At 71.4% G+C, this 26,103-nt stretch carries 27 protein-coding genes and 2 pseudogenes; 17 read left to right on the top strand and 12 right to left on the bottom strand.

Annotated elements, in window-relative coordinates; genetic code table 11:
* Positions 1-54: 54 nt before the first annotated feature.
* From J1792_RS33545 to J1792_RS33535, 3 genes are all read right to left on the bottom strand, one after another.
* A complete protein-coding gene (locus J1792_RS33545) occupies positions 55-195 on the bottom strand; it encodes a hypothetical protein (RefSeq protein ID WP_179198978.1) in 141 nt (46 codons plus the stop codon).
* A 746-nt stretch (positions 196-941) separates the two neighbouring features.
* Positions 942-1,148, bottom strand: a complete 207-nt coding sequence (locus tag J1792_RS36055; protein ID WP_372446214.1) for a TIGR02391 family protein — start codon at positions 1,146-1,148, stop codon at positions 942-944.
* Positions 1,149-1,530: 382 nt separating this feature from the next.
* Positions 1,531-2,706, bottom strand: coding sequence for an FAD-dependent oxidoreductase (locus tag J1792_RS33535; protein WP_207248988.1), 1,176 nt, complete (start codon positions 2,704-2,706; stop codon positions 1,531-1,533).
* A gap of 234 nt (positions 2,707-2,940) precedes the next feature.
* On the opposite strand from J1792_RS33535, the gene J1792_RS33530 reads away from it, so the two are divergent.
* From J1792_RS33530 to J1792_RS35250, 3 genes are read left to right on the top strand one after another with little or no spacing between them, the layout of a single operon-like run.
* Positions 2,941-3,564: a TetR/AcrR family transcriptional regulator gene (locus J1792_RS33530; protein ID WP_207248987.1), complete on the top strand. Its 624-nt coding sequence runs from the start codon at positions 2,941-2,943 to the stop codon at positions 3,562-3,564.
* Positions 3,561-3,833 (top strand): MmyB family transcriptional regulator, encoded by a 273-nt coding sequence (locus tag J1792_RS35255; protein WP_143587637.1) that lies wholly within the window; start codon positions 3,561-3,563, stop codon positions 3,831-3,833. Before J1792_RS33530 ends, J1792_RS35255 begins: the two co-directional genes overlap by 4 nt.
* Positions 3,833-4,063 carry an MmyB family transcriptional regulator gene (locus J1792_RS35250; RefSeq protein ID WP_086569804.1) on the top strand — a complete coding sequence of 77 codons (231 nt, stop codon included), beginning with the start codon at positions 3,833-3,835 and terminating at the stop codon, positions 4,061-4,063. The genes J1792_RS35255 and J1792_RS35250 overlap by 1 nt, the downstream gene beginning before the upstream one ends.
* A gap of 24 nt (positions 4,064-4,087) precedes the next feature.
* Here J1792_RS35250 and J1792_RS33515 read toward each other — a convergent pair whose 3' ends face one another.
* Complete coding sequence (locus J1792_RS33515; RefSeq protein ID WP_086569806.1) at positions 4,088-4,507, bottom strand: MarR family winged helix-turn-helix transcriptional regulator; 420 nt, start codon at positions 4,505-4,507, stop codon at positions 4,088-4,090.
* Positions 4,508-4,607: 100 nt separating this feature from the next.
* Here J1792_RS33515 and J1792_RS33510 point away from each other — a divergent pair, with 100 nt between their 5' ends.
* The 5 genes from J1792_RS33510 to J1792_RS33490 all read left to right on the top strand — a co-directional run bounded on the left by J1792_RS33510 (position 4,608) and on the right by J1792_RS33490 (position 10,276).
* Positions 4,608-5,429 (top strand): SDR family oxidoreductase, encoded by an 822-nt coding sequence (locus J1792_RS33510; RefSeq protein ID WP_207248986.1) that lies wholly within the window; start codon positions 4,608-4,610, stop codon positions 5,427-5,429.
* Between the two features lie 642 nt (positions 5,430-6,071).
* On the top strand, positions 6,072-6,785 hold the full coding sequence (locus J1792_RS33505; RefSeq protein WP_207248992.1) for a helix-turn-helix domain-containing protein: 714 nt from the start codon (positions 6,072-6,074) through the stop codon (positions 6,783-6,785).
* Between the two features lie 565 nt (positions 6,786-7,350).
* Positions 7,351-8,019, top strand: coding sequence for a TMEM175 family protein (locus tag J1792_RS33500; protein WP_086569812.1), 669 nt, complete (start codon positions 7,351-7,353; stop codon positions 8,017-8,019).
* A gap of 96 nt (positions 8,020-8,115) precedes the next feature.
* Positions 8,116-9,375 carry a HEAT repeat domain-containing protein gene (locus J1792_RS33495; protein WP_207248985.1) on the top strand — a complete coding sequence of 420 codons (1,260 nt, stop codon included), beginning with the start codon at positions 8,116-8,118 and terminating at the stop codon, positions 9,373-9,375.
* A 715-nt stretch (positions 9,376-10,090) separates the two neighbouring features.
* The gene (locus tag J1792_RS33490) at positions 10,091-10,276 is read left to right on the top strand and encodes a hypothetical protein (RefSeq protein WP_207248983.1); all 186 of its coding nucleotides are present in this window, start codon (positions 10,091-10,093) and stop codon (positions 10,274-10,276) included.
* A 558-nt stretch (positions 10,277-10,834) separates the two neighbouring features.
* Here the strand turns inward: J1792_RS33490 and J1792_RS33485 are convergent.
* Positions 10,835-11,119 (bottom strand): hypothetical protein, encoded by a 285-nt coding sequence (locus tag J1792_RS33485; protein ID WP_207248982.1) that lies wholly within the window; start codon positions 11,117-11,119, stop codon positions 10,835-10,837.
* Positions 11,120-11,835: 716 nt separating this feature from the next.
* Here J1792_RS33485 and J1792_RS33480 point away from each other — a divergent pair.
* Positions 11,836-13,251, top strand: a complete 1,416-nt coding sequence (locus tag J1792_RS33480; RefSeq protein ID WP_207248981.1) for a DEAD/DEAH box helicase — start codon at positions 11,836-11,838, stop codon at positions 13,249-13,251.
* A 396-nt stretch (positions 13,252-13,647) separates the two neighbouring features.
* On the opposite strand, the gene J1792_RS33475 is transcribed toward J1792_RS33480, so the two are convergent.
* The 3 genes from J1792_RS33475 to J1792_RS33465 all read right to left on the bottom strand — a co-directional run bounded on the left by J1792_RS33475 (position 13,648) and on the right by J1792_RS33465 (position 15,353).
* Positions 13,648-13,866, bottom strand: coding sequence for a hypothetical protein (locus J1792_RS33475; protein WP_179199167.1), 219 nt, complete (start codon positions 13,864-13,866; stop codon positions 13,648-13,650).
* Entirely contained in the window at positions 13,863-14,900 is a 1,038-nt protein-coding gene (locus J1792_RS33470) for a zinc-binding dehydrogenase (protein WP_207248978.1), read from the bottom strand. Before J1792_RS33470 ends, J1792_RS33475 begins: the two co-directional genes overlap by 4 nt.
* An 81-nt stretch (positions 14,901-14,981) precedes the next feature.
* Positions 14,982-15,353: a DUF2255 family protein gene (locus J1792_RS33465; RefSeq protein ID WP_207248977.1), complete on the bottom strand. Its 372-nt coding sequence runs from the start codon at positions 15,351-15,353 to the stop codon at positions 14,982-14,984.
* A 200-nt stretch (positions 15,354-15,553) separates the two neighbouring features.
* On the opposite strand from J1792_RS33465, the pseudogene J1792_RS33460 reads away from it, so the two are divergent.
* A pseudogene (locus J1792_RS33460) lies at positions 15,554-16,481 on the top strand (helix-turn-helix transcriptional regulator).
* Positions 16,482-16,601: 120 nt separating this feature from the next.
* Here J1792_RS33460 and J1792_RS33455 read toward each other — a convergent pair.
* Complete coding sequence (locus tag J1792_RS33455) at positions 16,602-16,976, bottom strand: ATP-dependent DNA ligase (RefSeq protein ID WP_086575258.1); 375 nt, start codon at positions 16,974-16,976, stop codon at positions 16,602-16,604.
* 1,057 nt (positions 16,977-18,033) lie between these two features.
* Here J1792_RS33455 and J1792_RS36050 point away from each other — a divergent pair.
* The 3 genes and pseudogenes from J1792_RS36050 (at position 18,034) to J1792_RS33440 (ending at position 20,640) form a co-directional block, all read left to right on the top strand.
* Positions 18,034-18,747, top strand: a pseudogene (locus J1792_RS36050) (transposase family protein).
* Between the two features lie 314 nt (positions 18,748-19,061).
* A complete protein-coding gene (locus J1792_RS33445; RefSeq protein WP_086575260.1) occupies positions 19,062-19,529 on the top strand; it encodes a phosphatidylserine decarboxylase in 468 nt (155 codons plus the stop codon).
* A gap of 136 nt (positions 19,530-19,665) precedes the next feature.
* Positions 19,666-20,640, top strand: coding sequence for an acyl-ACP desaturase (locus J1792_RS33440; protein WP_242705210.1), 975 nt, complete (start codon positions 19,666-19,668; stop codon positions 20,638-20,640).
* Here the strand turns inward: J1792_RS33440 and J1792_RS33435 are convergent.
* Positions 20,627-21,853: a beta-ketoacyl-[acyl-carrier-protein] synthase family protein gene (locus tag J1792_RS33435; protein ID WP_207248973.1), complete on the bottom strand. Its 1,227-nt coding sequence runs from the start codon at positions 21,851-21,853 to the stop codon at positions 20,627-20,629. The genes J1792_RS33440 and J1792_RS33435 overlap by 14 nt on opposite strands.
* Positions 21,850-22,113 (bottom strand): acyl carrier protein, encoded by a 264-nt coding sequence (locus tag J1792_RS33430; protein ID WP_179199149.1) that lies wholly within the window; start codon positions 22,111-22,113, stop codon positions 21,850-21,852. Before J1792_RS33430 ends, J1792_RS33435 begins: the two co-directional genes overlap by 4 nt.
* A gap of 285 nt (positions 22,114-22,398) precedes the next feature.
* Here J1792_RS33430 and J1792_RS33425 point away from each other — a divergent pair, with 285 nt between their 5' ends.
* The 4 genes from J1792_RS33425 to J1792_RS33410 all read left to right on the top strand — a co-directional run bounded on the left by J1792_RS33425 (position 22,399) and on the right by J1792_RS33410 (position 25,615).
* The gene (locus J1792_RS33425) at positions 22,399-23,445 is read left to right on the top strand and encodes an SDR family oxidoreductase (protein ID WP_207248972.1); all 1,047 of its coding nucleotides are present in this window, start codon (positions 22,399-22,401) and stop codon (positions 23,443-23,445) included.
* Positions 23,442-23,705, top strand: a complete 264-nt coding sequence (locus tag J1792_RS35245) for an acyl carrier protein (protein WP_179199144.1) — start codon at positions 23,442-23,444, stop codon at positions 23,703-23,705. Before J1792_RS33425 ends, J1792_RS35245 begins: the two co-directional genes overlap by 4 nt.
* Positions 23,702-24,931 carry a beta-ketoacyl-[acyl-carrier-protein] synthase family protein gene (locus J1792_RS33415; protein ID WP_207248970.1) on the top strand — a complete coding sequence of 410 codons (1,230 nt, stop codon included), beginning with the start codon at positions 23,702-23,704 and terminating at the stop codon, positions 24,929-24,931. Before J1792_RS35245 ends, J1792_RS33415 begins: the two co-directional genes overlap by 4 nt.
* Before the next feature lie 96 nt (positions 24,932-25,027).
* A complete protein-coding gene (locus J1792_RS33410; protein ID WP_207248968.1) occupies positions 25,028-25,615 on the top strand; it encodes a hypothetical protein in 588 nt (195 codons plus the stop codon).
* 127 nt (positions 25,616-25,742) lie between these two features.
* Here the strand turns inward: J1792_RS33410 and J1792_RS33405 are convergent, their stop codons facing one another.
* Positions 25,743-25,940 (bottom strand): hypothetical protein, encoded by a 198-nt coding sequence (locus J1792_RS33405; protein ID WP_207248967.1) that lies wholly within the window; start codon positions 25,938-25,940, stop codon positions 25,743-25,745.
* Positions 25,941-26,103: the final 163 nt, after the last annotated feature.

The raw sequence follows: 26,103 nt of genomic DNA, 5'->3' as shown, positions 1-26,103 counted from the left end.
CAGGACACCTCCGACCTGCCGGGGCTGAGAAGCACGCTGAACGCGGATTACTCCTCACCCGGTGGCACGGGCTATTCGGTGCAGGACCCACTCTCCGTTGTGCGGGCCGCCCACGCACATGTACATCGGGGGAACCCAGAAGATCTGCCGGATGCGGCCACCACTGTCGACGCACTGCTGTGCGCTAACCAGCACCTACGGACCGTCGTCCGCGCTGTCGGCATAGGCAGGCGAGGCAAGCACGGCACCTGCCCCACTGAACAGGACGGCCGCTACGAGCGTGCCTAAGGCACGGTGGAACCGGTTCAAGGCTGAGCCTCCCCCGTGGAAGAGCGCCACCACGGCGGGCGCCCGGTGACGGGATCCCGGACGGCCAGGACACACACCAGAAATCCGGAAGGTGTCTATCCATATCGTGATCAGACGAACACCCGGCAGCCAGCGCACCGATGCGTGGTACGCCGCACACTCGCCAACACGCTCCCTGACACGCCCCCGCACGCTGTTACTCTGCCAACAGTCATGCACCTCCCCACCGCCCGAACCCCTGCCCGCCCTCCGGCGCCAGGACCACGCCGGCTTCCTCCCCGTCCGCAGCCACCTCGACGTCGTACGGCGGAAGGCCCGCCAACAGCATGACCTCGAGCACCGCCCGCGCCGGTTCCTCCGACCCCCAGGCGGTGGCGATGGCAAGCACGCAAGGTGGCCGAGGCCCTCGGCGTGCCGCAGCCGACTCCCGCCTGACGTAGCGGCTTACGGCTGCGCTGAGCATGGCGCCTTCGACAGTCGGGCTCCGGGCATTTGGTGGGCGCGTCCCCCGGGGCCCTGGCGCCCGGGCCCGCAGTCAGCTCAGGTCGGTGGTACCGACTGCGGCGCGCGGCCGGTTACGGGCCCATCCACCGCTTGAGGTCGCCGACAAGACAGAGGGCAGCGTGGGCAAGTTACGCTGCAGCGTCTTCGCAGTCATCGATCCAGCGGGCCGGGAGACTGAGGGCGCCCAGCTGCTCCAGGGCATCCTGTGCGGCCATCGGGCCAGCGCCGTGAGCGGAAGTGTTCCGGATCGCCAGCTGCACGCCCGGGGCGAAGGAACGCAGGCCCTCATTCATCGCCTTCACGGTCTGGTTCGTCGGGTCGCCGGGCCGGCGCAGCCCCGGCTCGCCCGGCTTCGGCGGCTCGGCGGCAAAGAAACGGACAGCGCCCAGCGGTGATCCTCATACGAGGACCGCCGCACCCTCACCGGAGGCGTCAATGCCTTGCGTTGGAGGCATCGATCCGCGCGGCACGCGATCAACACACCGAGTCGACGTCACCACCGTACCCGCCGACTGCTCAGAGCGGTCTGGGGACGCCCCGGCCGCCGGCGGCCGGATTCACCGCCCCGAGAAGAAGGCCCTCGCCGACCTCGGACCGGAATGAGCAGCGTGAGGGCCTGTCGTGGCGCCCCGGCGATCGACAGCCACGGCCTGGTGGTCGGCAGGGTGACGCTGTCTCCCGTTGGCGGCGACCTGGGCGGTGCGTTGCTGACCGGGCTCAGCTGGTGTGAGCGGGGTGCGAGTCAGGGAGGGTGTTGGCCGGCCAGATGGAATCGGGGAAGGCGGCGTCGTCGGAGTCGGAGTCGGTGTCGGGCATGAGGGTGTTGAGCATGTGCAGGGCGGTCTTCGCGTTGTCGATGGCGCGGGGCAGCATGACGCTTTCGTAGGCGTCGAGGGCCTCGTCGATGGTGGGGTGGTCGATGACGGCTCGGGCGAGTTCGGCGCCGTCGAGCAGGGCGAGGTTGGCGCCGACGCCGGCGGGCGGCATCAGGTGGGCGGCGTCGCCGAGCAGGGTGATGCCGGGGACGCGCTGCCAGGAATGGGGAACGGGAAGGACGAACATGGGCCGGTTGATGAAACCGCCCTCGTTGTCGCGCAGGATGTCCAGCAGGCTCTCGTGCCAGCCCTGGTACTGGGCGAGGAGGCGTGCGCGTACGGAGTCGGTGTCGGCGAGGTCGAGACCGGTGTGCCAGTCCTGGGGGCCGCGGAAGGTGATGTAGGCGCGGACGTGTCCGTTGCTGTTGCGCTGCATCACCAGGCTGCGGCGGCCCGCCTTGGCCGACATGGTGCCGCGACCGACCAGCTGGGCGATGCCGGGGTGACGGTGGTCGACGTCGTTGAAGTGGGCTTCCACCATCGTGACACCGGCGTAGGAGGGTTGGGCGTCGGAGAGCGCGGGGCGCACCCGGGACCAGGCGCCGTCGGCGCCGATGACCAGGTCGAAGTCCTCGGCGGCGCGGTCGTGGTGGTGCAGGCGGGCGGTGCCGTGGGGTAGCGGGGTGACGGCCCTTGCGGGGTGGCCCCAGCGGACCGTGCCGGGGGCGAGGGAGTCCAGCAGGAGGGTGCGCAGCCGGCCGCGGTCGATCTCGGGCCTGCTCAGATCGCCCTCGCCGGCCTGGTCATGGCGTATCAGGGTCGCGTGGCGGTCGTACAGGCGCCACTCCTGGCCTTCGGGCCGGGACAGGGCAAGGAACTGGTCGAACAGCCCGGCTGCGTGCAGGGCCGCCTGGCCGGTGTCCGCGTCGATGTCGAGAGTGCCGCCCTGCGCGCGGGAGTGGGGGTCGCTCTCACGCTCGAAGACCGTGACCGGCACGCCGTGCTGCTGCAGGACGCGCGCGCAGACGAGACCGCCGAGGCCGGCGCCGACGATCGCGATGCGAGGGGTGGTGGACATGAGAGTCATGCTCCGTTCGACGGTTGGCGAGAGTGCCGACGCCTTGTGGTGACGCCCTGTTTCGGGCATGTCGGATCGTTCCGGCGTGAGGGTGGGCCCCTGGGTTCCGGCAGGCGAGGGCAGGTCTTGCGTACTCGGCCACAGAATCACAGCCGCTACAAAAGTGCAATCGCTCCGACTTTATAGTTGATCGCCTTTACGATCGGCTCGTCTGAAGCGGGTAGGGTGAGGGGCATGGCAGAGACCACGACAGGACGCCGCGAGCGCAAAAAGGCCCAGACAAGGCAGGCGCTGACGGATGCCGCAGTGCGGCTGTTCACCGAGCGCGGCTTCGACAACGTCGGTGTACGCGAGGTGGCGGAGGCGGCCGACGTCTCGCTGAGCACGCTCTTCAAGCACTTCCCCAGCAAGGAAGCCCTCGTCTTCGACCTGGACGCCGACATCGAGAGCGCCCTGGTCGCCGCCGTTCGCGACCGAGCCCCCGGTCAGCCCGTGCTGCACGCCCTGCGCGACCACATGGTGCACACCCGGACCGCCGTGCCGACCGACGACCCCGTGTTCGTCCTCGTCGAATCCACCCCCGCGCTGCGGGACTACGCCCGGCGCATGTGGTCACGCCACGAGAAGACACTGGCCGCCACCCTCGCCGAGGCCACCGGACTCGCCCCGGAAGACCCCGCCGTCACCGGCCTGGCACGCTTCGCCCTGGAAGCCCCCAGCATCGCCCGCGCAAGCGAAAACCCGGCCCGAACCATGCGCGACTTGTTCACCCTCCTCGAACACGGCTGGGCCACCACCCCCCTGGCACGAGGGGAAGACCACCCCGGCGGGACGGGCGACCGTATCCCCCCGCGATGATCATGGGGCACCAGCTGGACGTGCTGGCCGCCAACGCGCTCGCGAAGGCCTTGTACACCGACTTCGACGCGCTGCCGCACCGCGACCGCAACCTCGCCCGGTTCATCTTCCTCGACCCCGCCACCCGCAATCTGCTCGCCGACTGGCGGACCGCGGCCCGTGGCGCGGTGGCGGTCCTGCGGCTCTACGCGGGACGCCACCCGCACGACCACCGTCTGACCGAGATGATCGGCGAACTGTCCGTGCACGACGAGGACTTCCGCCGGTGATGGGCCGAGCATGTGCCCTCGAATACGCCCACGGGACCAAGCGCTACCACCACCCGCTCGTCGGTGAACCGGCGCTGGACTACGAGTCCCTCACCCTGCCCGACGACCCGGACCAGGCCCTCTACCTCTACACCGCCGAACCCGGCAGCCGCTCCGCGCACGCGCTGCGCCTGCCGGGCGGCTTGTCGGCGCCGGACCTCACGGTGGTTGACGCGCCGGCCTGCGAGTGACGGAGCACGGTCTGCCGGCTGCCGTCATGCCTCCAGGATCAGTCGCAGCAGCTCGCGCAAGGTCTCGCGCTGCTGTGTGGCGAGCGGTGCCAGCGGTTCTGCGGCGAAGGGCATGCGGGCGCGGAGGTCGGCGGTGACAGTGCGGCCGGCCGTGGTGGCGGCGACGCGCTTGACGCGGCGGTCGCCCGGGTCGAGGCTGCGCTCGACCAGGCCGCGGGACTCCAGCCGGTCGATGATCACAGTCACGTTGGACGGCTCCGCGTGCAACCGCTCGGCGATGCGGCGCGTCGGGACCGGCTCTTCAGCGGCGAGCAGCGCCTTGGCCTGGAGCGGGGTCAGATCGAAGGTCGCGGCGGCGGCCCCGGACTCCTGGGTGTAGCGGCGGTTGATGGCCGCGAAGAGGCCGACGATCTCCCTGGTGAGCTCATCCTGCGGGTTGGACATGGCGCCAGCATACCAATGTGCTTGACAAGGTGAAATATCGCAGGGCATAGTTATGTTCAATATTAGTTATGCTTCATAGGTAAATTAGGGATCGCTGAGGATGAGCACCAAGACCGTTCTGATCACCGGCACCTCCTCCGGCATCGGCCTGGCCACCGCCGTCGCCGCCGCGCGAAGCGGTTGGCGCGTGATCGCCACCATGCGCGACACCGCCAAGGCGGGCGCGCTGCTGGCGGCGGCGGAGGAAGCCGGAGTCACCGTCGACGTCCGGGCCCTGGACGTGACCGCCCCGGCCTCGGCCGAGTCGTGCCTGGCCGGCATCGACCACCTGGACGCACTGGTCAACAACGCCGGCGCGGGCCACGTCGGTACCCTGGAACAGGAGAGCGTCGAGGACGTGCGCGCCGTCATGGAGGTCAACTTCTTCGGCGTGTTGCACGTCACGAAGGCCGCCCTGCCCCTGCTCCGGGCGAGCAAGGGCCGCGTGCTGACCGTGACCAGCGTCGGCGGCTTGATCGGCCAGCCCTTCAACGAGGCCTACTGCGCCGCCAAGTTCGCAGTCGAGGGCTTCATGGAGTCCCTTGCACCGGTCGCGGCCACAGCCGGCGTGTCCATCAGCGTGGTCGAGCCGGGTGCGGTGGCCAGCGAGTTCGTCAGCAACGTGGGCCTCGCCGACAACGCACTGGAGCAGGCCGGACCGTACGCGCCGGCCCTGTCCGCCTACCTGGACCGCACCCGCGGCGCCTTCGCCGACGCGCAGACCCCACAGGACGTGGCAGCGCGGATGGTCGATCTCCTCGCAGCCGAGCAGCCCGCCTTCCGGCTGCTCACCTCCGACGCCGCGCGCGCCTTCGCCGGGACGAAGCTCAAGGACCTCGACGGCTCGACCGTGCAGGCGCTGACCAGCGCGTGGGTTGCCTAGAACCACAGGGTTACTTGAACCGAACAGGCGACGCTCGGTGCCGAGCGGGCGCAAGTCCTCCCAGTCACGGTCATCGGCATCGGCATCGGCAAGTGGTTCCAAACGGCTGGCCAGGACCCCTTCGCCCACCTGGCCACGATCATGCGCCCCCTGGACTGGACTTCGCTTGCGCTTGGCGGTCAGGCCGCCGCGCGAGCGCCCGAGCCCGCGGTCGTCCGGCTCGACGGTGACGCTGCCGGGCAACGTTTGACCTGTCAACGACGGCGCGTAGGCGCCGGTCGTCGGCGTGGCGGTCGAAGGTGCCGGTCTTGGCGGTTACCGAAGCCGGTGTTCGGACTGGACCGTGTCCAGAGACGTGATGGCGGCAGGTGCCCGGGCAGCGAATCGTAGTGCCCCCCCTGACACCCGTCGTACGGGGGCGCCCGCACCGGACATCGAACCCGCTGCGGTGTACTCCTCGGGTCGTTCGACGAGCCCGCCGCATTCGAGGGCCGTCCCGACGGCGGCTCTGCCGACCGGCCCTGGGAGCAGGCATGGACCCTCGACGCCGGCGGCCGATGCCGGAAACCACCAACCCTCCCCCGCCCTCCCCAGCGCCCCTGATGCCACCGGCGGAGAGGGTAATGTCGTGGTGCCGCCTGGATCCCGCACGGCTACCACCTCGACGCTCACTCCCACACCCACGGCCAGCTGGTGTACGCCGCCGCCGGAGCCCTCACCACCACGACCGAACGCGGGACCTGGGGCGCCCCGGCGAACCGGGTGACCTGGACGCCGCCCGGATTCGACCACTCCCATCGCTTCCACGGCCGAACCGACGTCCGCCTGGTCGACATCCCCGTCGACCTGTGCGACGAACTCGCCGCGTACCCCGGCGTGTTCGAGGTGAGCCCGCTGCTGCGGGAGGCACTCCTGGCGCTGACCGACCGACCGGAGTTCCGCCCCGGGGCCGACCGGCGGCTGCTCACGGTGGTGGTCGACAAGCTCGCCGAGGCCCCCGAACCGTCCCTGCACCTGCCCGAACCGCGCGACGACCGGCTGCGAGCCGTCACCGCCCTCCTGTACGCCGATCCCGGCCGGACCGCGACCCTGGCCGCGTTGGGGCGGACGGTGGGAGCGAGCGAGCGGACCCTGAGCCGTCTGTTCCACACCGACCTCGGCATGAGCTTCCACCGCTGGCGCACCGTCCTGCGCATCCACCACGCCTTGGTCCACCTCACCAACGGCCGGTCCGTCACCGACACCGCGATGGAGTGCGGGTGGTCCAACCCATCGGGCTTCATCGGGGCGTTCACCGGTATCGTCGGTCAGACCCCGGGCCGCTACCAGGCCGATCTGCGCGGCGACGTGCCGTAGCCGCACTCGACCCGGGCGTTCGGTGGTCGTGGCTCCGGGGGCCCAGGCTGGGGCCCAGGCTCCCGGGGCGTGCTTCCGACGGGCTGTGGGTTCGCGTCCCGGCAGCCGTCACGACGCACGCGCCTACCGGGAATCCGGCGAGACCAGGCCGTGAAGAATGCACCGCTCCTCGGCGACGGCGGCTACCGCGGAACCCCCGCACTCATCCCGCACCGGCCGGGGAAGGACCGACCGCTCACACCGGAAGGGGAGCAGACAACACGGTCCACCGGCGGGCACGGGCCCATGTTGAGCACGCCTTCTCGAGGATGAAGACCTACAAGGTCCTGCGCGACTGCCGCCTGCGCGGCGGCCGAAGCACGATAGCTGCAACCAAGGCGGGGTTGTTGTCGCCAGGACCATCGGAAAGAATGGACTGGATTGGCCGCCGGGCCGCGCAGCCTCACACGCGGACGCACCACGTGCGCACGAGCGAATCACCTTTCCGAAGAGCTCTGGAAGGCCGCCTCATTCCCGCCAATCGCCGGTCCCTTGCACACCAGGGTCACTCTTTCAGGGGGTTTGGATGAGCGGGCGTGCTCGGCCGGAGCCAGGGTTCTCGCCCGAGAGGCTGGCCTTTTTCACGGACGCGATCTTCGCGATCGCGATGACGTTGCTGGCTGTCGAACTGGAGCGCCCGAACGACAGGGAGCTGGCGTCGGCTCATGCTCTGGGGAACTTCCTGGTGGACCAGCGGGGCTCCTACCTGGCGTTCGCGCTCGCGTTCATCCTTCTCTGGTCGGTGTGGCGCCGCCACCACAAGCTGATGGACCGGATCGGTGAGCTGTCGAAGGCTTTCACGGCCTGGCACGCGCCGCTCCTGCTGCTGGTCGCGTTCCTTCCCTTCCCGACAGCACTCATCGGCGCATCGATCAGCAATCCGCTGGCGCAGACCCTGTTCGCCGGCACGATGGCGGCCATGGTCTTCTGCGAGGCCGTCATCAAGGAAATCGCCAGCAGCACCGGCCTGGTCACCGGCGACCCCGCAAAAACCCACCGGCACGCTGGCAGCTCCTGGGCGGTCGGCCTCTGGTTCGTCCTCAGTGCCGGCGTCGCCTGGCTGTTCTCCGACGCCTTCGTCCTGTGGTTCGTCGCCCCGTTGGCCGCCACGTACGGCGGAGCGTTGCTTTCCCGTCTGCGCACCTCCCCCGCAGGCCACCTGGACCCGCATGACGGGGACGCGCCGCGGACCTGAGCTTGTCGCTTAACCAGTGGGATCCGGTGAAGGGAAACGGGATGATGGGCTCATGAGCTTCCCCGTCTCCGAAAGGCTCCTCCGCTCCCTGTGTGCATGACCTCCCCCGAACACCCGCTCCTGACGGCCGTCCGCAACGGTGACACCAAGGCAGTGGCCGCCCTGCTCCAGGAGGAGTACGGCACCACTCACGCGCGCGGCCCGCACGTCGCAGCCGCCCTGCGCCTGGCCGCGGATGCCCTCGACCACCGGGTCCTCGATGCCCTGCTGAAGCTGGCCGATCTCGACGCGATGGACCTGGACGGCGTCGACGCCGACGGCCGCACGCCCCTGCTGCGCGCCGTCGATCGCGGTGCCCACGACATCGCCACCGCCCTGCACTTCGCCGGGGCCGACCCCAAGGTCACGGACCGCGAGGGTCGCGACGCCCTCGCACTGGCCCGCCACTGGCACACCACCGGCACCGGAGCGGGGGTCTACCGGCGGACCGTGCGCGACGGCAACGACGAGATCTGCCGCGAGCTGGTGATCGGCGAGCAGACCGTCCGCGACGGCCACACCGCGATCCTCACCCACCTGGAACGGTGCTGCGGAATCGTCACGCCCTTCGCCGAACTGCTGGACCGGGCCATGGCCGAGCCCGAGGTCGACCACCCGGTGTGGGGAGCGGCCGTCGTCGCGGCCGCCGCACGCAAGGGCCCGGCACTACCGCCCGTCTGGGACGCCGCAACCGCTCTTCGCCACGACCCCGACCCGCTGGCGCGCTACTTCGGTGCGGATGTGCTGCGCTGCATCAACCTCTACGACGAAAGCGGCGAGGACGAGGAGGCCCCCTTCGACACCCCGCTCGTCGACCTCTTCCTCCCCTGGGTGGAGCAGGAGGAGGACCCCCGCGTGATGCGGCCCCTGGCCGCCGGACTGACCGACGCCTTGGACCCCCGCGCCGAGAAGCCGCTGCACGCCCTCACCCGATACCCCGACGCCCAGGTCCGGTCCTGGGCGGTCGGCGGCCTGCACTGGCAGGTCCAGCAGGCGAGCGCCGACGCCCTGGCCGCCGTCCTGGCGTGCACCCGGGACGCGGACGCCCGGGTCCGGGAAGTCGCCTGCCGGGCCCTCCTCCGGGCCCGGGCCGACGACCCCGCCCCCTGCGACGCCCTGGCCGCCCGCCTCTCCGACCCCGAGGAGGCCGTACGGGTCACCGCCGCGGTGCAACTGGCTCTGCGCGACGACCACCGCGGTGACGCACTGCTGAACGCCCTCGCCGACACCGTCGACCAGACGTCGCCGTACTACTGGCCGCTGTACGACGTCTGGCGGCACCGCCAGAAGGGTGAACCGGTGAACCGGGACCAGTGAGGAGCCACCACGGGCCGGCCCCTGCGCCACCGCCGGCTATGGGCCCCGATGCCGGGGAAGCCTGGCATGGTCGGGGCATCGGGGCGGGTGCGGAAGGTCCGCTCCACGGCCTTGGCGAGCTCGTCGACGGCCTTGCAGGCGGCCATTTCCGGGGCCAGGGGTCCGGGATCAGTCGGGGATCGCGTTGGCGGGGACGTCGCAGATCAGGTAGGGAATGCATGCGCTGGTGGTAAGCGGCTTGCGAGCGCTTCGTCCGCCTGGGCGGGGCCTCGTCCTATCGAGTGAAACGGCCTCACCTGGCCGTGCTGCACCGGCAGAGAAACGACAATCAGCAGCACGCGAAGGTGCGTCGGGGCGCTCCGGATCCGCGCCATAACGGCACGGCAGGTGACCGCATGGCCACCCTCGCAACGATGGACAACCGCCGCTCGCGCCGCACGCACCGAGGGACGTTGGTCGCCGGTGCGGCTCTGATGGCTGCCGTGGTGCCCGTGACCACGGCGGCGGCCGTCCGGCCGTCCAACTCCGACCTGAGAGTCGCCCGGATCGACCCGGACGAAGCCGCGCCCGGCGGCACCACCACCGTGCGCGGCTTCGTCGCCAACACCGGACCCGAACGGACCGCCAGCAAATTCACCGTCACCCTGCCCAAGGGCGTCACGCCTGAGGAACGTTCTTCCCCGCGAACTGCTTCGTCTTCGGGAGCGGCCCCCGGGTGCGCTGTACTTTCCCGCCCGGCCTGGACGCGTCCGAGTCGGCGACGGCTGTCGTCCCTGTCCGCCTGGACAACGACGTCCCCGCTCCCAGCACGCTCACCGGCGGCTCGGTATCCGTGAGCAGCATCGACGACAGAAACAAGACGAACAACCGCAAGCCGTTCGAGATCCCCGTCGTGACCTAGCCAGGGTCGTAGCCCCAGCACCACGCCCGTACGCACTGCCCACCTGGACGAGGCGGCGCTGGCCCTGGTGGAACCTGGGCCAGCGGAACGGCCACCGGTCCACCGCCCGTGCTTGGTGCGCGGGCGCCACGGCCGCAGGCAGCGGCCCGCCACACCGTCCCGGCCCCGAGCCGCGGCTATCCTCGACACGCCGGACAACGGCACCAACTTCCTCCGCACCACCAAGCCGGGCCGCCGAGCGGACCGTGCTTGACCGCGGTCTCGGGAGGGACGGCGACGATGCCGCAGAGCGGCGAGGACCACGTCGCCACGATCGGCCGCGCGCGTTGATGGGGATCGAGGGCTGCCATCTCGCTCATGCGGTGCGTGTGTTTGTACGGCGGCTTCTTCCGTCTCGTTCGCGTCAACAAGGGACGCAGTGACCAGCCAGGACAGCTGCAGGGCGTACTCGCGGACGTGAATGATGAGGATCTCCGGAAATGGCGCTGCCCGCAGTTGCTTGAAAGGCCAGGTCACCGGCATGGAGGGGACGTGGATCCAGTGCCTCTCCGGAGACCGTTACCCAGCAGCCACAACCTGGCCGGCCGTGACCTGGGGAGGGTTGGGTAGCAGTGACGCGAGGTTGTCCCGTACGAAGTCCGCCGCCCTCTTGACCGACTCTTCGGCCCCGGCTTGGTCTTCAAAGACGCTGGTAGAGACCATCAATCCATCTCCCGCGTCAACCCAGTAGTAGGCCACGAATCCCGGCACCTGGCGGAGAAGAGGCACGAATCCCTCGTTCACTCGCCGTCCCGCCTCGGCAGGATCAGTCACCCCTTCATAGCGTCGGAGCACGGCGTACATGGCTGATCTCCTCATGGATCCCAAGGTCACATCGTGCGAGACGACATACCCCCCACCGCGTGTCCCTCGCTCGGGGGCGTCCGGAAGGTACTCGGATGGGCGCATCGGTGGTCTGTTGCATCGCCTCGCCCATCGTCCGCAACCCCGCGCGCACATGCAGCATGCGGATCAACGGCCCCAGCCGCTCGCCGGTGCTGGGCCCGGTCCATCGCACCAAGCTCCCACCGCACCCAGCCGCACAACATCAGGCGTGTCGATCCAATGCCTCCGAAAGAGGCTGCCCCAGGAAGCCCTGGGGCCGTGACGCGGCGGCACCGCACTGTGTCTGGGCTGACGAGCGGGCACAGCAGCCCCTTCTCCCCGGCAACCGAGCACGGCCCGGGCTGGCCCGCCAGAGCCGTGCCGGGGCGGTCTGTATCGCACCGAGCGGTCCGGCGCAGGTCGTCCCGGCCGCAAGGCGGATGGGACGGGCACACCGTCTGCCGTGGTTCCAAGGCGCATCACCGGCTTAATCGGCGCCGCTCGCCGATGCCAGGACAGCGATCGGCGTCACAGAGCCGGGCCGGGTCGAATTGTCACCGCATGTTAGCGTCGAATGTTTGCACGATCGTGACGGATGGTGTTTCCGTTCGTCCGGTTTCCCTTGTTCATCTTGTTGGCCGGGTGCTCATTCCTGCCGGGCCTTCCTCGGTACGTCCCCATACGGAAGGCTCTTCATGAACCACCTGGACCGCCCCGCCACCTCCCACGGCGACCTCGCCCGGCCTGTGCCCCTGGCCCCGGAGGTGGCCCCGGTGGCCTCCTTCGCCGATCTGGGACTGCCGGCCGCGGTGCTGCGCGCGCTCACCGAGCACGGACTGCGCGAGCCCTTCCCGATCCAGGCGGCCACGCTGCCCGCCGCCCTGGCGGGGCGCGACGTCCTGGGGCGCGGGCGCACGGGATCGGGCAAGACGCTCGCTTTCGGCCTGCCGCTGCTCGCACGGACGGCCGGGCGACGCGCGGAGCCGAAGCAGCCGCTTGCTCTGGTCCTGGTGCCCACCCGGGAGCTTGCCCAGCAGGTCACCGAGGCACTCGCCCCGTATGCTGACGCGCTCCGGCTGCGGATGGCCACGGTCGTCGGCGGCATGTCGATCGGCCGGCAGAGCGCCGCGCTGCGCGACGGGGCCGAGGTCGTCGTCGCCACCCCCGGCCGCCTGCACGACCTCATCAAGCGCGGAGCCTGCCGCCTGGGGCGGGTACGGATCACCGTCCTCGACGAGGCCGACCAGATGTGCGACATGGGCTTCCTGCCGCAGGTCACCGAGGCACTCGACCAGGTGCACCCAGACGGCCAGCGCATGCTGTTCTCGGCCACCCTGGACCGCGACGTCGACCACCTGGTCCGCCGCTACCTCCACGACCCCCTCGTCCACTCGGCCGACCCGTCCGCGGGCGCTGTCACGACGATGGACCACCATGTGCTGGTCGTCCACGGCCCCGACCGGTACGCCGTCACCACGGAGATAGCCGCCCGCGACGGCCGCGTACTGCTGTTCCTGGACACCAAGCACGCGGTCGACCAGCTCACCCGGCATCTGCGGGCCAGCGGAGTGCACGCCGCGGCCCTGCACAGTGGCAAGTCCCAGCCGCAGCGCACGCGGACCCTCGCGCAGTTCAAGAACGGCCAGATCACTGTCCTGGTGGCGACCAATGTCGCGGCCCGTGGTCTGCACGTCGACGACCTCGATCTTGTGGTCAACGTCGACCCGCCCACCGACCCTAAGGACTATCTGCACCGAGCGGGCCGCACCGCCCGGGCCGGTCGGTCCGGCATTGTCGTCACGCTGGTGCTGTCGGCCCAGCGCCGCGAGACGAGCCGGCTGATGGCCGAGGCCGGCGTAGAGCCGACGGTCACCAAGGTGCGCTCGGGTGAGGCGGAGCTGAGCCGGATCACCGGCGCCAAGGCCCCCTCCGGCACCCCGATCGACGGCGGGCCCGCCGCACCCCGGGCCAAGAACACCAACGCCCCCTTCCGTGGCCTGGGCACCAGCAAGGACGCCTCCCGCGGCACCGGCGGCAAGTCCCGCAAGGCAAGCGAGGCCCGCAAGCTCGCCGAGGCCCGCAAGGCGGCCCGGGTACGCCGCGGCAGCTGAGAACCCGCCACCCGCACAGCCACTGCCCCGACAGCCCCGGATATTCCTGATCACATGCCTGGGCGCCGGCGCGGACACCCTCTGACCCCGCCCGAAGTTTCCTGTCGTGAGTCCACCCACAAGATGGATGCTCTCGGAGAAGGACATGGCGTCCACCGTCTTCTCGCCGACGATGTGCTTCTGCACTGCCAGGCCGTCCGCCCTGCGGGTGTCCGGGCCGGTGGTGGACTGGCCCAAGGGCAGCTCCACGCCGCGGGCGGTGAGCACCTCGTTGGTGGCGTGCGGGAAGTCGAAGACCCTCGCCATCCCGGCGTACGGCAGGGCCTGGTACACGATCTCCTTCGCCTCGACCGGGGTGACTCCGTCGGTGAGGGCCTCGCCGAGCATCACCCGGTACTACGCCACCGCGCCGACGGCGATCATCGCGGCGAGCTGCGTCATCAGCCGGGTGCGCTCGTCCACGGCGCCGGTGTGGCGCTGGACCTCGTCGAAGGCGAAGTCGTCGAAGTACGCGATCAGCTCCGGGTCGGTGACGGCGAGGGTGGAGATGTGGCCGGGGAAGAGCCGCTCGTGCGCGGCGGTCGCGGCATCGTTGGGCTTGCGGGTGGCGGTCACGGGCGCACCAGCACCTTCAGCCGGCTGCGGTCGTCCATCGCCTTATAGGCGTCCGCGACCCGGTCGAGGGGGACCTCGGCGTCGAAGACGCGGCCCGGGTCGATGCGGCCGGCGAGCACGTCGGCGATGGCGGGCTCCAGGTAGGCGCGCACCGGGGCGGGGCCTCCGGCCAGCTGGGCGTTCTTCCCGAACAGCGACCCGAAGCCGACGGGTGCCTCCTCGTACTGGGGGACGCCGACGCGGGAGATGACCCCGCCGGGGCGCACGACGCCGTACGCCTGCTCGTAAGCAGGCATCAGGCCCACGGCCTCCAGCACCACGTGCGAGCCCTCGCCGCCGGTGAGGTCCTTCACCTTCGAGATGCCCTCCTCGCCGCGCTCGGCGACCACGTCGGTGGCGCCCCACTCGCGGCCCAGGTCAGTACGGGAGGTGTGCCGGCCCATCAAGATGATCTTCTCGGCGCCCATGCGCCTGGCCGCCAGCACCGCGGACAGGCCCACCGCGCCGTCGCCGATCACCGTCACCGTCTTGCCGGGCTCGACCCTGCCCATGTGCGCGGCGTGGTGGCCCGTCAGGTACACGTCGCTCAACGCCAGCAGCGAGGGCAGCAGCGCCTTGTCCACGTCGGCGGGAATCTTCACCAGCGTGCCGTCGGCCTGCGGCACCCGGACTGCCTCGGCCTGCGCGCCGCCGACACCGCCGGCCCCGTACCAGCCGCCGTGCGGGCAGGCGGTGTGGAAGCCGTCCCGGCAGATCGGGCAGGTGTTGTCCGCGTACGCGAACGGGGAGACCACGAAGTCGCCGCGTTTGAGACCGCGGACCTCCGAGCCGGTCTCCTCCACGACACCGAGGAACTCGTGCCCCATCGGGGCGCCCTGGTCGCTCTTGTCCATGGAGTGGTAAGGGTGCAGGTCCGAGCCGCACACGCAGGCAAGGGTGATCCGGACGACCGCGTCCGTGGGCTCCACGATGACCGGGTCGGGGACGTCCTCGACCCTGACGTCGCCGGGCCCGTACATGAAGGTGGCACGCATGGAAGATCTTGCCTTTCGTGGCTTGTGAATGCTCTGCGAGCTGGGGCGATGGCCGTCCCGCTGGTGGGGCGGCCATCGGGGTCAGCGCGGTTCGAGGCGCAGGGTGGAGGCGCGGGCGGCATCCGTCAGGACGTGCTCGCCGATGCTCGTGTACCGGCCGTACTTCTCCCGGTATGCGGCGTCCACGCCCGCGTACTCGCCCGGGTCAACCGGGTGGAAGGCGACGTCCCGCTCCACACCGCCGGCCTCGATGCGGCCCCGGCTCCGGGACTGGGTTCCGCGCCACCACGGGCCGTCGGTGCCCTTGACCGAGCGGACGTACAGCCTGTCCCCGGAGCGCACCACCCACATCGTCACCGCATCGCGCAGGGTGCCGTTGGGCCGTTCGGAGGCCAGCTCCAGCTCCTCGGCCGCGCCGACCTTCTCCAGGTCCGAGCCGTTCCACTGCGACATCGTCATCACCTTCCGCGGCTCGAGGGCTGTGCGCCGGGGCCTGGCCCGGGCACGCCGCCGCCCCGCAGGACGCGGGGCATCTGGCGACACCATCCACCCTGCCCCCTCGCGTCCGTCGCAGGCAGGCCGAGATCTGCCAGGGTGTGACAGGGCCCCCCACCACCGGCGTGCCGCACTCGCGGCGGAGGGACACAGGCCTCATGGCACCCGAGCAGCACAGCGGCGACGAACTGGGACGCTTCCTGCGCGCCCGCCGCACCCAGACCAGCCCCCAGTCCGCCGGCCTCACCCCCGGCCCCGGCGCGTGCGCCGCACCCCCGGCCTGCGCCGCGAAGAACTCGCCACCCCTCGCCGGCGTCAGCATCGACTACTACACCCGCCTGGAACGCGGCAAGGAGACCCGGCCCAGCCCCGCGGTCGTCGACGCTCGCCCGCGCCCTGCAGCTCGACGACGCCGAACACCAGCACCTGCGCGACCTCGCCGTCCGCGCCGCCCGCTACCTCCCCCACAGCGCCCCCGCGCCGAGCCGCACCGTGCGCCCCCACCTGAAACTGCTGCTGGAGACGGTCCGCCCGAACCCGGCCTACGTCGTCAGCCGCAGCATGGACGTCCTCGCCCACAACCCCGGCGGCCTCGCCCTCTACCCCGGCATCGAGGACTGGCCCGCCACCCAGCGCAACCTCGGCCGCTACCTCTTCCTCCACCCCGCCGCCCGCGATCTCTTCCCCGACTGGGAAAACCAGATCCGCCACTGCGTCTCCCGCCTGCGTGCCCTGGCCGGCACCGATCCCGACGCTCCCGACCTCACCCAGCTCGTCGGAGAGCTCCTCCTCAAGAGCCCGGCCTTCGCCAAGCTCTGGGATCGCTACGACGTCACCGGCCGCAAGGTCACCACGAAGACCTTCCAGCACCCCCAGGTCGGCGCGATCACCCTCTCTTTCCAGGGGATGACCCTCGAAGGCACCCCCGGCCAGCGCATGGGCGTCTACACCGCAGAGCCCGGCACGCCCGACCACGACGCGATGCTCCTGCTCGACATGACCGCCCCGCGAGCCGACCAAGCGACTCGGCTCGAATCCGCGCCACGGGACGCATCAGTGGCCGGTGACCACTTCGAGTCGCGCTGAGCCCTACAGATGGCGGTACCGCAGCCCGGATGATCATGACGGGTCCCCGGCGCGGGCCACCCCTCCACCCGTTCCCGGGAGCGGTACCAAAGTGGTCGACCGGTCAGCGCCGAGCACTAGCTACAAAACGCCTTCCACGCCGGGGACCTGGGTCCAGGTGCTCATCCACCGCTGCGCCTTGTCGACGTCGGTGGTCATCGAGCACAGCGTCCACGGGGGCGCCAGGCTCGCGGTGAACAACGCCTCCAGCAGGGCGCGGTGCTCGCGGTAAGGGCGGCCGAGCAGCTCCTGGCCGTCGAGCTGGAGGGCGTCGAAGACAATGACGTGCGCGGGCAGGGATTCCGCGAGCCGGGGCACGTCACGTCGGCCGACCGCCGCCCGACGCTGCAGTGCCTCGAAAGACAGCGCCCCCGCCTCCCGCACCACCAGCTCACCGTCCGCGACAAGTGGGGGGCAGCTGCCGCCGGCTCGGTTTGGAGTGAAGACGAGGCACATGTACCCGTCCTTCTCCAGAGTTCGAGGTGTCTCGTGAGACACCTCGAAGCCTGGGACTCAGAGGACCTGTACGGCGCCGAAGACGATCAGAGCGATGGCGAGCAACACTGCAAGTGCCACCAGTGTGGGGCGTAGGCGGGAGCCGTAGGCGCTGTCCCGGGAAGGGGGAGGGTCCCCTGTGTGCCTTTTCCCAGCGTGCCCCCCATGGGGCCAGATCGGCTTGGTCGTCGCAGGCTATGACGATGGCCGAGGTCTACCACCAGGTGGGGCATCGTTCGCCGGAGAGGTCGCGCGAGAGTGTTGCCCCACTGCAATAGATGGCCCTGGCCAGTTGCCGGCGTGGGATACCAGTCGTGCTGATGAGGGCTCGCAGTTGCTCAACCAGGTGCTGCAGTTCCGGAGTGCTGGCGCGGACGTGTGCCGGGGGCGGCCGGGTGGGCGCCCGCACTTGCTGCAGAAGCCCTGCTGCCCAGAGGGAAGCGGGGTGGTGCAGCGGGGGCAGGAGTTGATCATTCCCTGTCCCCGTTCTTCTCCTCTGGATGATGAAGCGGTCCAGTAGTGCGGCGAGGCGGAGCTGTTGCTCCGGCTGCCGGTTCTGCGGTTCCATCGGGGTTCCCCCCACGTGGTCCGGACGATGACCGCCAGCCCCCAAGGGGGCGCGTCGGTGATTGCCGTCACCGGCATGGCGTAAAGACATCGTGGGCGACTGAGAAGGGGGCGCCAAGCGTCTCTCAGATGTGTGAAAAACCCTGGTGAAAGCCGCAGCTCAGAGCGATCTGGATAGCGAGGCTTGCCGATCGGCGCTGGCTGGGAGCCAATGGAGCTGGTAATCGCTCATCAGGCGAGGCTGCCGGGTGACCTTGGTCCGGACACCTGGATTTATTGATCGGGGGCGCTGTTGCCGCAGCGCCCCCGATGCTGATGTGGCTGGTGACGTGGCTGTGGCTGATGCTCACTTAAAGCGTGTTGCAGAAGGCTGTGATCTGGGCATTTCCTTGGTATGGCCAAGGTGTTGAGGGCTGATCGGGTCTGAGTGGAGACGTTCACGGGGCTGCGTATGCGGCAGTTTGAGGGGCTGTTGCGGGTAGTCCGGGAGCGAGGCGGAAGCGGTCCCGGTGGCGGTCGGCCGTTGTGTCTGCCGCTGGCGGACCGGGTGCTGCTGGTGGCCGTGTAACTACCGCACGAACCTCACGATGCGGCAGCTCGCGCCGCTGTTCGGTGTCTCGCCGGCGACCGTGTGCCGGGGCATCCAGCGACTGCGGCCCCTGCTGGCACTCGAGCCGGCCGCCCAGCCCGCCGATGCCCCGGACCGGCTGTGGATCGTGGACGGCACCTTGATCCCGGTACGTGACCGGCAGGTCGGCGCACGAGCCGCAACTACCGCTTCTCCGCGAACGTGCAGGTCATCATCTATGCTGACACAAAACTGATGATCGCCACCGCCCGGCCGGCTCCGGGCAACAAGGCCGACGCCCACATCTGGCGGAACTCCGGCCTGCCCGCCCAGTGCCAGGGCGTCACCGTGCTCGGTAACGGCGCCTACATCAACACCGGACTCATCGTCCCGCACCGCAAACGCCAGGGACGCCCCCTCCTGCCAGGCGAGGAGGCGGACAACGCAGAACACCGCAAGATCCGCGCCCGCGTGGAACATGCCTTCGCGAGGATGAAGAACTACAAGATCCTCCGTCGGCGGCGGTTGTGGCGGACTGGGCGACGGGGCCGAGGGCGAAGGTGCGCACGGCCAGGTGGTCGCCGAGCTCCACGGTGAAGGATCGGGCCAGGGCTTCGATCCCGGCTTTGGCGGCGTCGTAGGCGACGCGGTAGCGGTGGGCGCGCATCGCGCCGACGGAGCCGAGCAGCACCGCGGCGGCGGGGAGCCGAGCCGCCGGGTGGTCAGGGCGAATGTGCGCAGGGTGGCGTAGGTGGTGGTGAGGTTGTCGGTGACCGTGCGGGCGAAGTCGGCCGTGGAGGTGTCGCTGATCCGTACGAGGTCGGGGACGTGGCCGGCGGTGTGGCAGAGCTCGGCCCGGGTGGCGTCATCGTCGCGCCGAACGACGGCACCTCTACAACATCAGGCGCAACGTGGCCCGGCAGGCCGACTTCTGGATCAAGGAGCAGTACTCGCTGGAGACCATGCTCAGCGGGCCGGAGTGCGGGGACGACTACGTCAACAGGTTCGTCCGCGGCGATGTGTACCAGGCGTTCCTCTCGGTCAACTCCTTCCACCGGTGGAACGTCCCCGTGGATGGAACGATCAAGCAGCTCGAGATCGTGCCCGGCCTGATGTTCAGCGCCGCGGAGAACGAGACGCCGGATCCCGAGACCTTCACCCACTCGCAGAGCTACCAGGCGCACGTCAACACGCGCGGCCTGGCGTTCATCGAGTGCGGCCCGGAGCTCGGCTACTTCAGCTACGGCGGCTCCAGCATGACCCTGGTCTTCGAGCAGGGCATCGTCGACGAGTTCACCGTGCCGGCCAACTACCCCCACGAGCACCCGGACGACGGCCCCACCGTCTTCGTGCGCTCCCAGATCGCACGGGCGCGATAGCGGCCGACTCGGCCGCCACACGCACGGCGGCCCGGCACGCACTCACGCCACAAGAGGCGTACCGGGCCGCACCGGGTCATTCCCCCGGGTGACGCCGTACCCGGCGTCACCGTCCCGCGGCCCATACTCGGTCGCTGTGACCGTTGACACCGAGAAGTCCCGAGGCCGGGACGACGTCCGTTGGCTGACCGTGCTGGAGCCCATGGTCGGTGACCTGCTCGACCGGCATCTGGCCGCCTCCCGGGAGTGGTTCCCCCATCAGTACGTGCCGTGGGGCAGGGCGAGCGACTTCGACGGGCCGCTGGGTGGCGAGGAGTGGCGCGAGGAGCAGTCGGCGCTGGCGGCACCCGTACGCGGGGCGCTGGTGCTCAACCTGCTCACCGAGGACAATCTCCCCGGCTATCACCACGCCTTCGCCACGACAGTGTCGGCCGACGGCGCCTGGGGCACCTGGCTGCACCGGTGGACGGCCGAGGAGGACCGGCACTCGGCCGCCCTCCGCGCCTACCTGCACGCCGCGCGCGCCGTCGACCCCGTCGCGCTCGAGCGCGCCCGGATGCGCCAGGTATCCACCGGTTTCCGGTTCGGTGACAGCGGCGTCCTGCCCGGGCTGGCGTACGTGATGGTGCAGGAGCTGGCGACGCGCGTGGCGCACCGCAATGCCGGCCGGCACAGCGGCGATCCCGTCTGCGAAGGGCTGATGGCGCGCGTCGCCGCGGACGAGAACCTCCACATGGTGTTCTACCGCGACCTCTTCCGCGCCGCCCTGTCGATCGAACCCGGCCCGGCCCTGGAGGCGCTGTCGCGCACGCTGCGCGCCTTCCGCATGCCCGGGCACGGCGCCCCCGACTTCGAGCGGCTGGCGGCGGACGTGGCACTCGGCGGGATCTTCCACGTGGGCGTGTTCCACGACGAGGTGGCGGCACCGCTGCTGCGTACGCTCAAGGCACTCGACATGCCGGCCGCCGGCTCTCGGGGGCGGCGGTGCCAGGACGAGCTGGGGCAGTGGCTGGAGGCCCTCGGGGAGCGGGCCCGGGCCTTCGACGAGCGGCGTGCGGCGCTGCTGGAGGCCCGGGCGCGGGACGGAGCTGGGCTGTTCAGGGCCGGGTGAAGGCCAGGCAGACGTTGTGGCCGCCGAAGCCGAAGGAGTGACTGACGGCGGCCACGACGTCCTGGGTGCGGGGCGCCTTCACCACCAGGTCGAGGTCCGGGAGGGCGGGGTCGGGCGCGTCGGTGTTGGCCGTGGGCGGCACGGTGCCCTGCCGCAGGCTCAGCACCGTCAGCACCGCCTCGACCGCGCCCGCGGCCCCCAGCGCGTGGCCGAGGGCGCCCTTGGCCGAGGTGACGCTCGGCCCGTGCGGGAACACCCGGGCGATGAGCCGCGCCTCCACGGCGTCCCCCTGCGGGGTGGAGGTGCCGTGCGCGTTGACATGACCGATGTCGTCCGGGGCGAGACCCGCCGTGGCCAGCGCGGCGCGCACCGCCGCCTCGGCACCTCGGCCCGTGGGGTCGGGAGCGGTGGGATGGTACGCGTCCGTGGCCGCCCCGCAGCCCGCGAGCAGCGCCCGGGGCCGCACCCGCCGGGCGCGTGCGTCCTCAGCCCGTTCCAGCACCAGCACGGCGGCGGCCTCGGCCATCACAAAACCGTCGCGGTCGGCAGCGAACGGCCGGGACGCGGCCGCCGGATCGGCCGTACGGGCCGAGAGCGCGCCGGCCCGGTGGAAACCGGTCACCATCAGTGGCGTGCTGCCCGACTCCGCGCCTCCGGCGACGACCACGTCGCACAGACCCTGCGTCAGCCAGCCGTGCGCCACCGCCAGCGCGCTCGCGCCGGAGGCGCAGGCCGTGGCGGTGACCACGCTGGGCCCACGGGCACCGAGCACGAGCGCGATCTCGCCCGCCGCCATGTTCGGGATCACCATCGGCACGACCAGGGGCGAGACGGACTCCGGCCCCTGCTCGGCGAGCCTGCGGTACTGGGCCTCCCAGGCCCACGCCCCGCCCAGCCCGCAGCCGACCACCACGCCGACGCGGGCCCCGTCCCACGTCGCCGGGGACAGGCCCGCGTCCCGCACGGCCTCGTCGGCCGCGGCGAGGGCGAGGGTGGTGAAGCGGTCCAGTCGCCACAGCTGACGGTGCCCCACGGTCGGCTCGAACGGTTCGGGCACGCGGCAGCTGAAGTCGACCGGCAGGCCGGCGAGTCCGGGATCGCGCGTGGCCGTGGAGCGGCCCTCGCACACCGCTCGCCACAAGGCGCCGACGTCCGTGCCGGCCGGCGTCACCGCGCCCAGGCCGGTCACCGCTACGGCGGGTCGGCCGGTCACCTCGCGGTGGCGGTGTCGCCGCGCAGCCTGGCATCCACGGCCTCGCCGAGGGCGCCCAGGGTGAGGTCCGCGCCCACCTCCTCGCCGGTGAAGCGGACACCGGTACGGTCGGTCAGGGTCAGGGCGAACTCCACGAGCGCCAGGGAGTCCAGCTCCAGCCCGGCGAGCGTGGCGCCGGGCGACACCCGGTCGGACGGAACCCGGAACTTGCCGGTCAGGACATCGACGACGAGGCCGTAGCCCTGGATCTCGGTACTCATGGTGGTGACCGTCCTCCGGTACGAGAGGGGATGCGAGAGAGAGGCGAGCGCCGGGAGAAGAGGAAAGGCGCTGCAAACCGGGACATCGTGCGGGCCCGCCCATGGTCGCGGCAAACCCCCGTCACTCCCCGGGTGACCGTCTCCCGGCCCCGCCCCCGCCGGCCGTCCCGCGTACTACCGTTTGCCGCACTGTTGTCCGCCGGGCCGGGCCCGCCGGGCGCCGGCCGTCCGGTGTGCGCCGGCCGTCCGGTGCGCCGCGAAGAAGTGCCACGGGAAGAGGTGCCGTTGATCGTCATCACCGGGGCCACCGGCTTCCTCGGCTCCCACCTCCTCCCCCATCTGCTCGCCACCGGCGAGCCGGTCACGGCCCTGGTCCGCGACGAGCCGCCGTCCGCGCTGCGCCGGCTGCTGCGTGCCGTGGCCGCCGCCGGCGATGGACGGGCCCTGCTCGACGACCTGCCCTCCCGCGTCCGGTTCCTGCGGGCGGACCTGTCCGCTCCGGCCCTCGGCCTGTCCGGGCACGAGCACCGTGAACTCGCCGGAGCGGCCCGGCAGATCTGGCACTGCGCCGCCCTGACCACCATGACCGCCGACCCGTCGCTGCTGCGCCACGTCAACGTGGAGGGCACCCGGCGCGTCCTGGAACTGGCCGGTGCCGCGCCACGGGCCCGGCTGCTGCACGTGAGCACCGCCTACGTGTGCGGTGCCCGGCAGGGCCTCGTCCGCGAGGAAGACCTCGACGACGGCGCCGGCTTCCTCAACCCGTACGAGGAGTCGAAGTTCGCGGCCGAACGGCTGGTTCGCTCCTGGGCCCGGGAGCACGGCCGGCCGGTCACCGTGTTCCGGCCCAGCGTGCTCGTCTCGGACCGCCGTCGGCCGCCGCGCACCCCACGCCACCCGCTGTCGGTGCTCGGCCGCGGCCTGCGGCTCCTGGCGGAGGAGGCGGGCCCGCCCGCCCCGGTGGGCCTGGCGGGTTCGTCGGCGGCAACCACGAACCTGCTGCCGGCCACTTACGCCGCGCGGGCCATGGCCGCCGTCGCGGCCGCCCCGCCCGGGCACGCCTGCGACACGTACCACGTCGTCCACGCTGTCGACACACCCGTCACCGACGTGCTGGAGGCGATGAGCGACGTCTGCCCGGACCTGTCGGTGCGGCTGACGGCGGACCCCCGGCCCCTCGACGCCCGGTTCGCCGAGCTGACGGCCGGCTTCCACCGCTACGCGGCCTCGGCCGTGCGCTTCGACCGCACCCGTCTGGACACCGTCGCGCCCCTGCCGGCACCTCCCCCGCCCGTCACCCGCGACTACCTCCGGAAGGCTCTGAGTTCGTGACCGACGCCTATGCCCTGCTCACCGGCTTCCTCCGCGACCGCTTCGCCGTGCCCGCCGCGGAACTGACCGAGGACACCACGTTCACCGACCTCGGCATGGACTCCCTCGACCTCGGCGAGATGGCCGTACTCGTACGCAAGGCGCACGGCCTGGCGCTGGAGGACGTGCGGGCCGGCAGCACGCTTCGGGAGGCAGCCGACCGGCTGGACGCGGCCCGCCGGGCCGCCGCCCCGGCGGCCGGTCCCGGGCCCGTGGCGTGAGAGGCCGGGAACGGGACGTCGCGGTCACGGGCCTGGGCCTGGTCACGCCGTGCGGCACCGGCACGGCCGCCACGTGGCGGGGGCTGTGCTCCGGTGTGCCCACCGCCGTCGCCGACGAGCGGCTGAGCGGGGCGCTGGTGGACATCTGCTGCCCGGTGGGCGAGTTCGGGGCCGTCGAAGCGCTCGGTCACCGGGTGGTCCTGCGGACCGACAGGTTCACCCAGATGGCGCTGGTCGCGGCGCGGGAGGCGCTCGCCGACGCCGCTCTCTCCCCCGCCGAGTGGGATCCGTCCCGGGTGGGCGTGGTGATCGGGGTGAGCACGGGCAGCACCGAGAGCTGGGCCCCGCACTTCGCCAGCCTCGCGGCCGGGCGGCCCGAGGACGTCTCGCCCTTCCTCCTGCCCCGCACGGTGCCCAACATGGCGGCGGCCGAGATCGCCATCCGGTTCGGCGCGCAAGGGCCCGGATTCGCCGTCAGCACGGCCTGCGCCGCCGGCGCCACGGCGATCGGCGTCGCACGCGACCTCGTCCGGTCGGGAACGTGCGACGTCGTCGTCGCCGGGGGCAGCGAGGCCCCGGCGGTGCCCATCGTCGCCACCTGCTTCGCCCAGATGGGCGCGCTCTCCCGGCGCACCGACGATCCAGCGGGCGCGTGTCGGCCGTTCGCCGCCGGCCGGGACGGCTTCGTCCTCGGCGAGGGCGCCGGCATGCTGATCCTGGAACGCCCCGAGCACGCCACCGCGCGCGGCGCCACCCTCCACGCCCGCCTGACGGGCTACGGCGCCTCGTCCGACGCCCACCACATCACCGCGCCCCACCCGCAGGGGCGGGGCGCGGAGGCGGCGATACGCGCCGCCCTCGCGGACGCGGGACTGGCCCCCCGCGACATCGGTCACGTGAACGCGCACGGCACGGGTACCGTCCTCAATGACCTCGCGGAGGCCCGGGCGTTGCGTCGTGTCTTCGGTACGCCGCCCCCGGTGACGGCCGTCAAGAGCATCGTCGGCCACGCACTCGGCGGGGCGGGCGCGATCGAGGCGGCCTGCACGGTCCTCTCCCTGCGGCACGGGCTGGTACCCCCCACCGCCAACCACGACGAGCCGGACCCTGACTGCGACCTCGACGTGGTGACGGCGGCCCCCCGGCCCGTCAGGGCCACCTCCGCGCTGTCCAACGCGTTCGGCTTCGGAGGGCAGAACGCCGTCCTCGTCTTCGAAACGCCTTGAGCGTCCTGATAGTTGGTCCGACGACGCCCGTCACCATTGCGGGTGATCGGCGACACCGGAGGGCGACGCGACGGCGCTGGCGTCGTTGGACAGCCCATGGCGACTCTCACGACGCTGAAGAAGCGAAAAAGGCTGCTGACCCTCTCCCTCCTCTCAGCGACCGCACTGAGCGCCCTCGGCGTGGCGCTGGTGGGCCCGGCACTCCCCGTGACCGGATCGGGCACGTTCTGCCTCGCCAAGAACACGGGACTCGCCCTGACAGGCACCCAGGGCGCGGCGGAGAAGGAGGGCTGTGTGGCCCTTCCGGGCAAGGGCAACCTCTCCATGGACCTGATGAGCGGCGAGATTCCACTGAAAGGCGGTATGCGGCTGTCGGCCGGCGGGCACCGGCTCGACGTGACCGGGCTGCGCATCCGTGTACCCAGCCGCACCACGACCGCGGACATCGCGGTCGACGGCGGCGCGCGCTCGTCCGTCACCTTCCTGACCTATGGCATCAGCCCGTCGCACGTGACCGTCGACCATCAGGCGGCCCGGGCCCGGGCGATGAACCTGAAGCTCGCCGAACCGGCCGGTGCCGCCTTCCGCAAGGCGTTCCCGGCCGCGCACGTCGCACCCGGCGGCGACCTCTTCGTCTTCGACGGTTCGGCCGCCTTCACACCCGGCGAGGTGCCGGCACCCTGACCTCCGGTCGGCCGGAGGACCCCGGCAGGGCAGCGCCTTTCACCCGTCGACGGTCTTGAGGTTGCCGGTGGCCCGGAGGGCGTTCTCCGTGTCGAGGCCGAGGCGGGCCGCCCAGGCGAGGGCGTCGTCAAGGGTGGCGTCCGCGTCGGCCAGGCAGGCGGCGGTGAGGGCGGGGGGGCACTCCGCCCTTGTCGAGCAGGGCGGTCCACTGGCGTCCGGTCAGGGAGAGGTAGCGAAGCTCCGTCAGGTCGGCCAGAACGGCCGGGTCGAGGACGTCGACCCGGGACAGGTCGAGTCCGCCGCGCAGGTGGGGGACGGTGCGCAACGGCGTGAGGTCGGCCGTGGCGGCGGTGGTCAGGTCGAGGGAGGCGAGGTGGGGATGGCCGGCGAGCGGGGTCAGATCGCCGGTGCCGAGGGTGACGCGCAGGGACTTCGACGGACAGGTCGCGTACCGGCGTCAGGTCGGTGGTGGCGGAGCGGTTGAGGTG

Source organism: Streptomyces triculaminicus, assembly GCF_017349075.1.
Taxonomy (GTDB): Bacteria; Actinomycetota; Actinomycetes; order Streptomycetales; family Streptomycetaceae; genus Streptomyces; species Streptomyces triculaminicus.
Note: the sequence above shows the minus strand (reverse complement) of the source record. Positions and strands in the feature narration are given on the sequence as shown.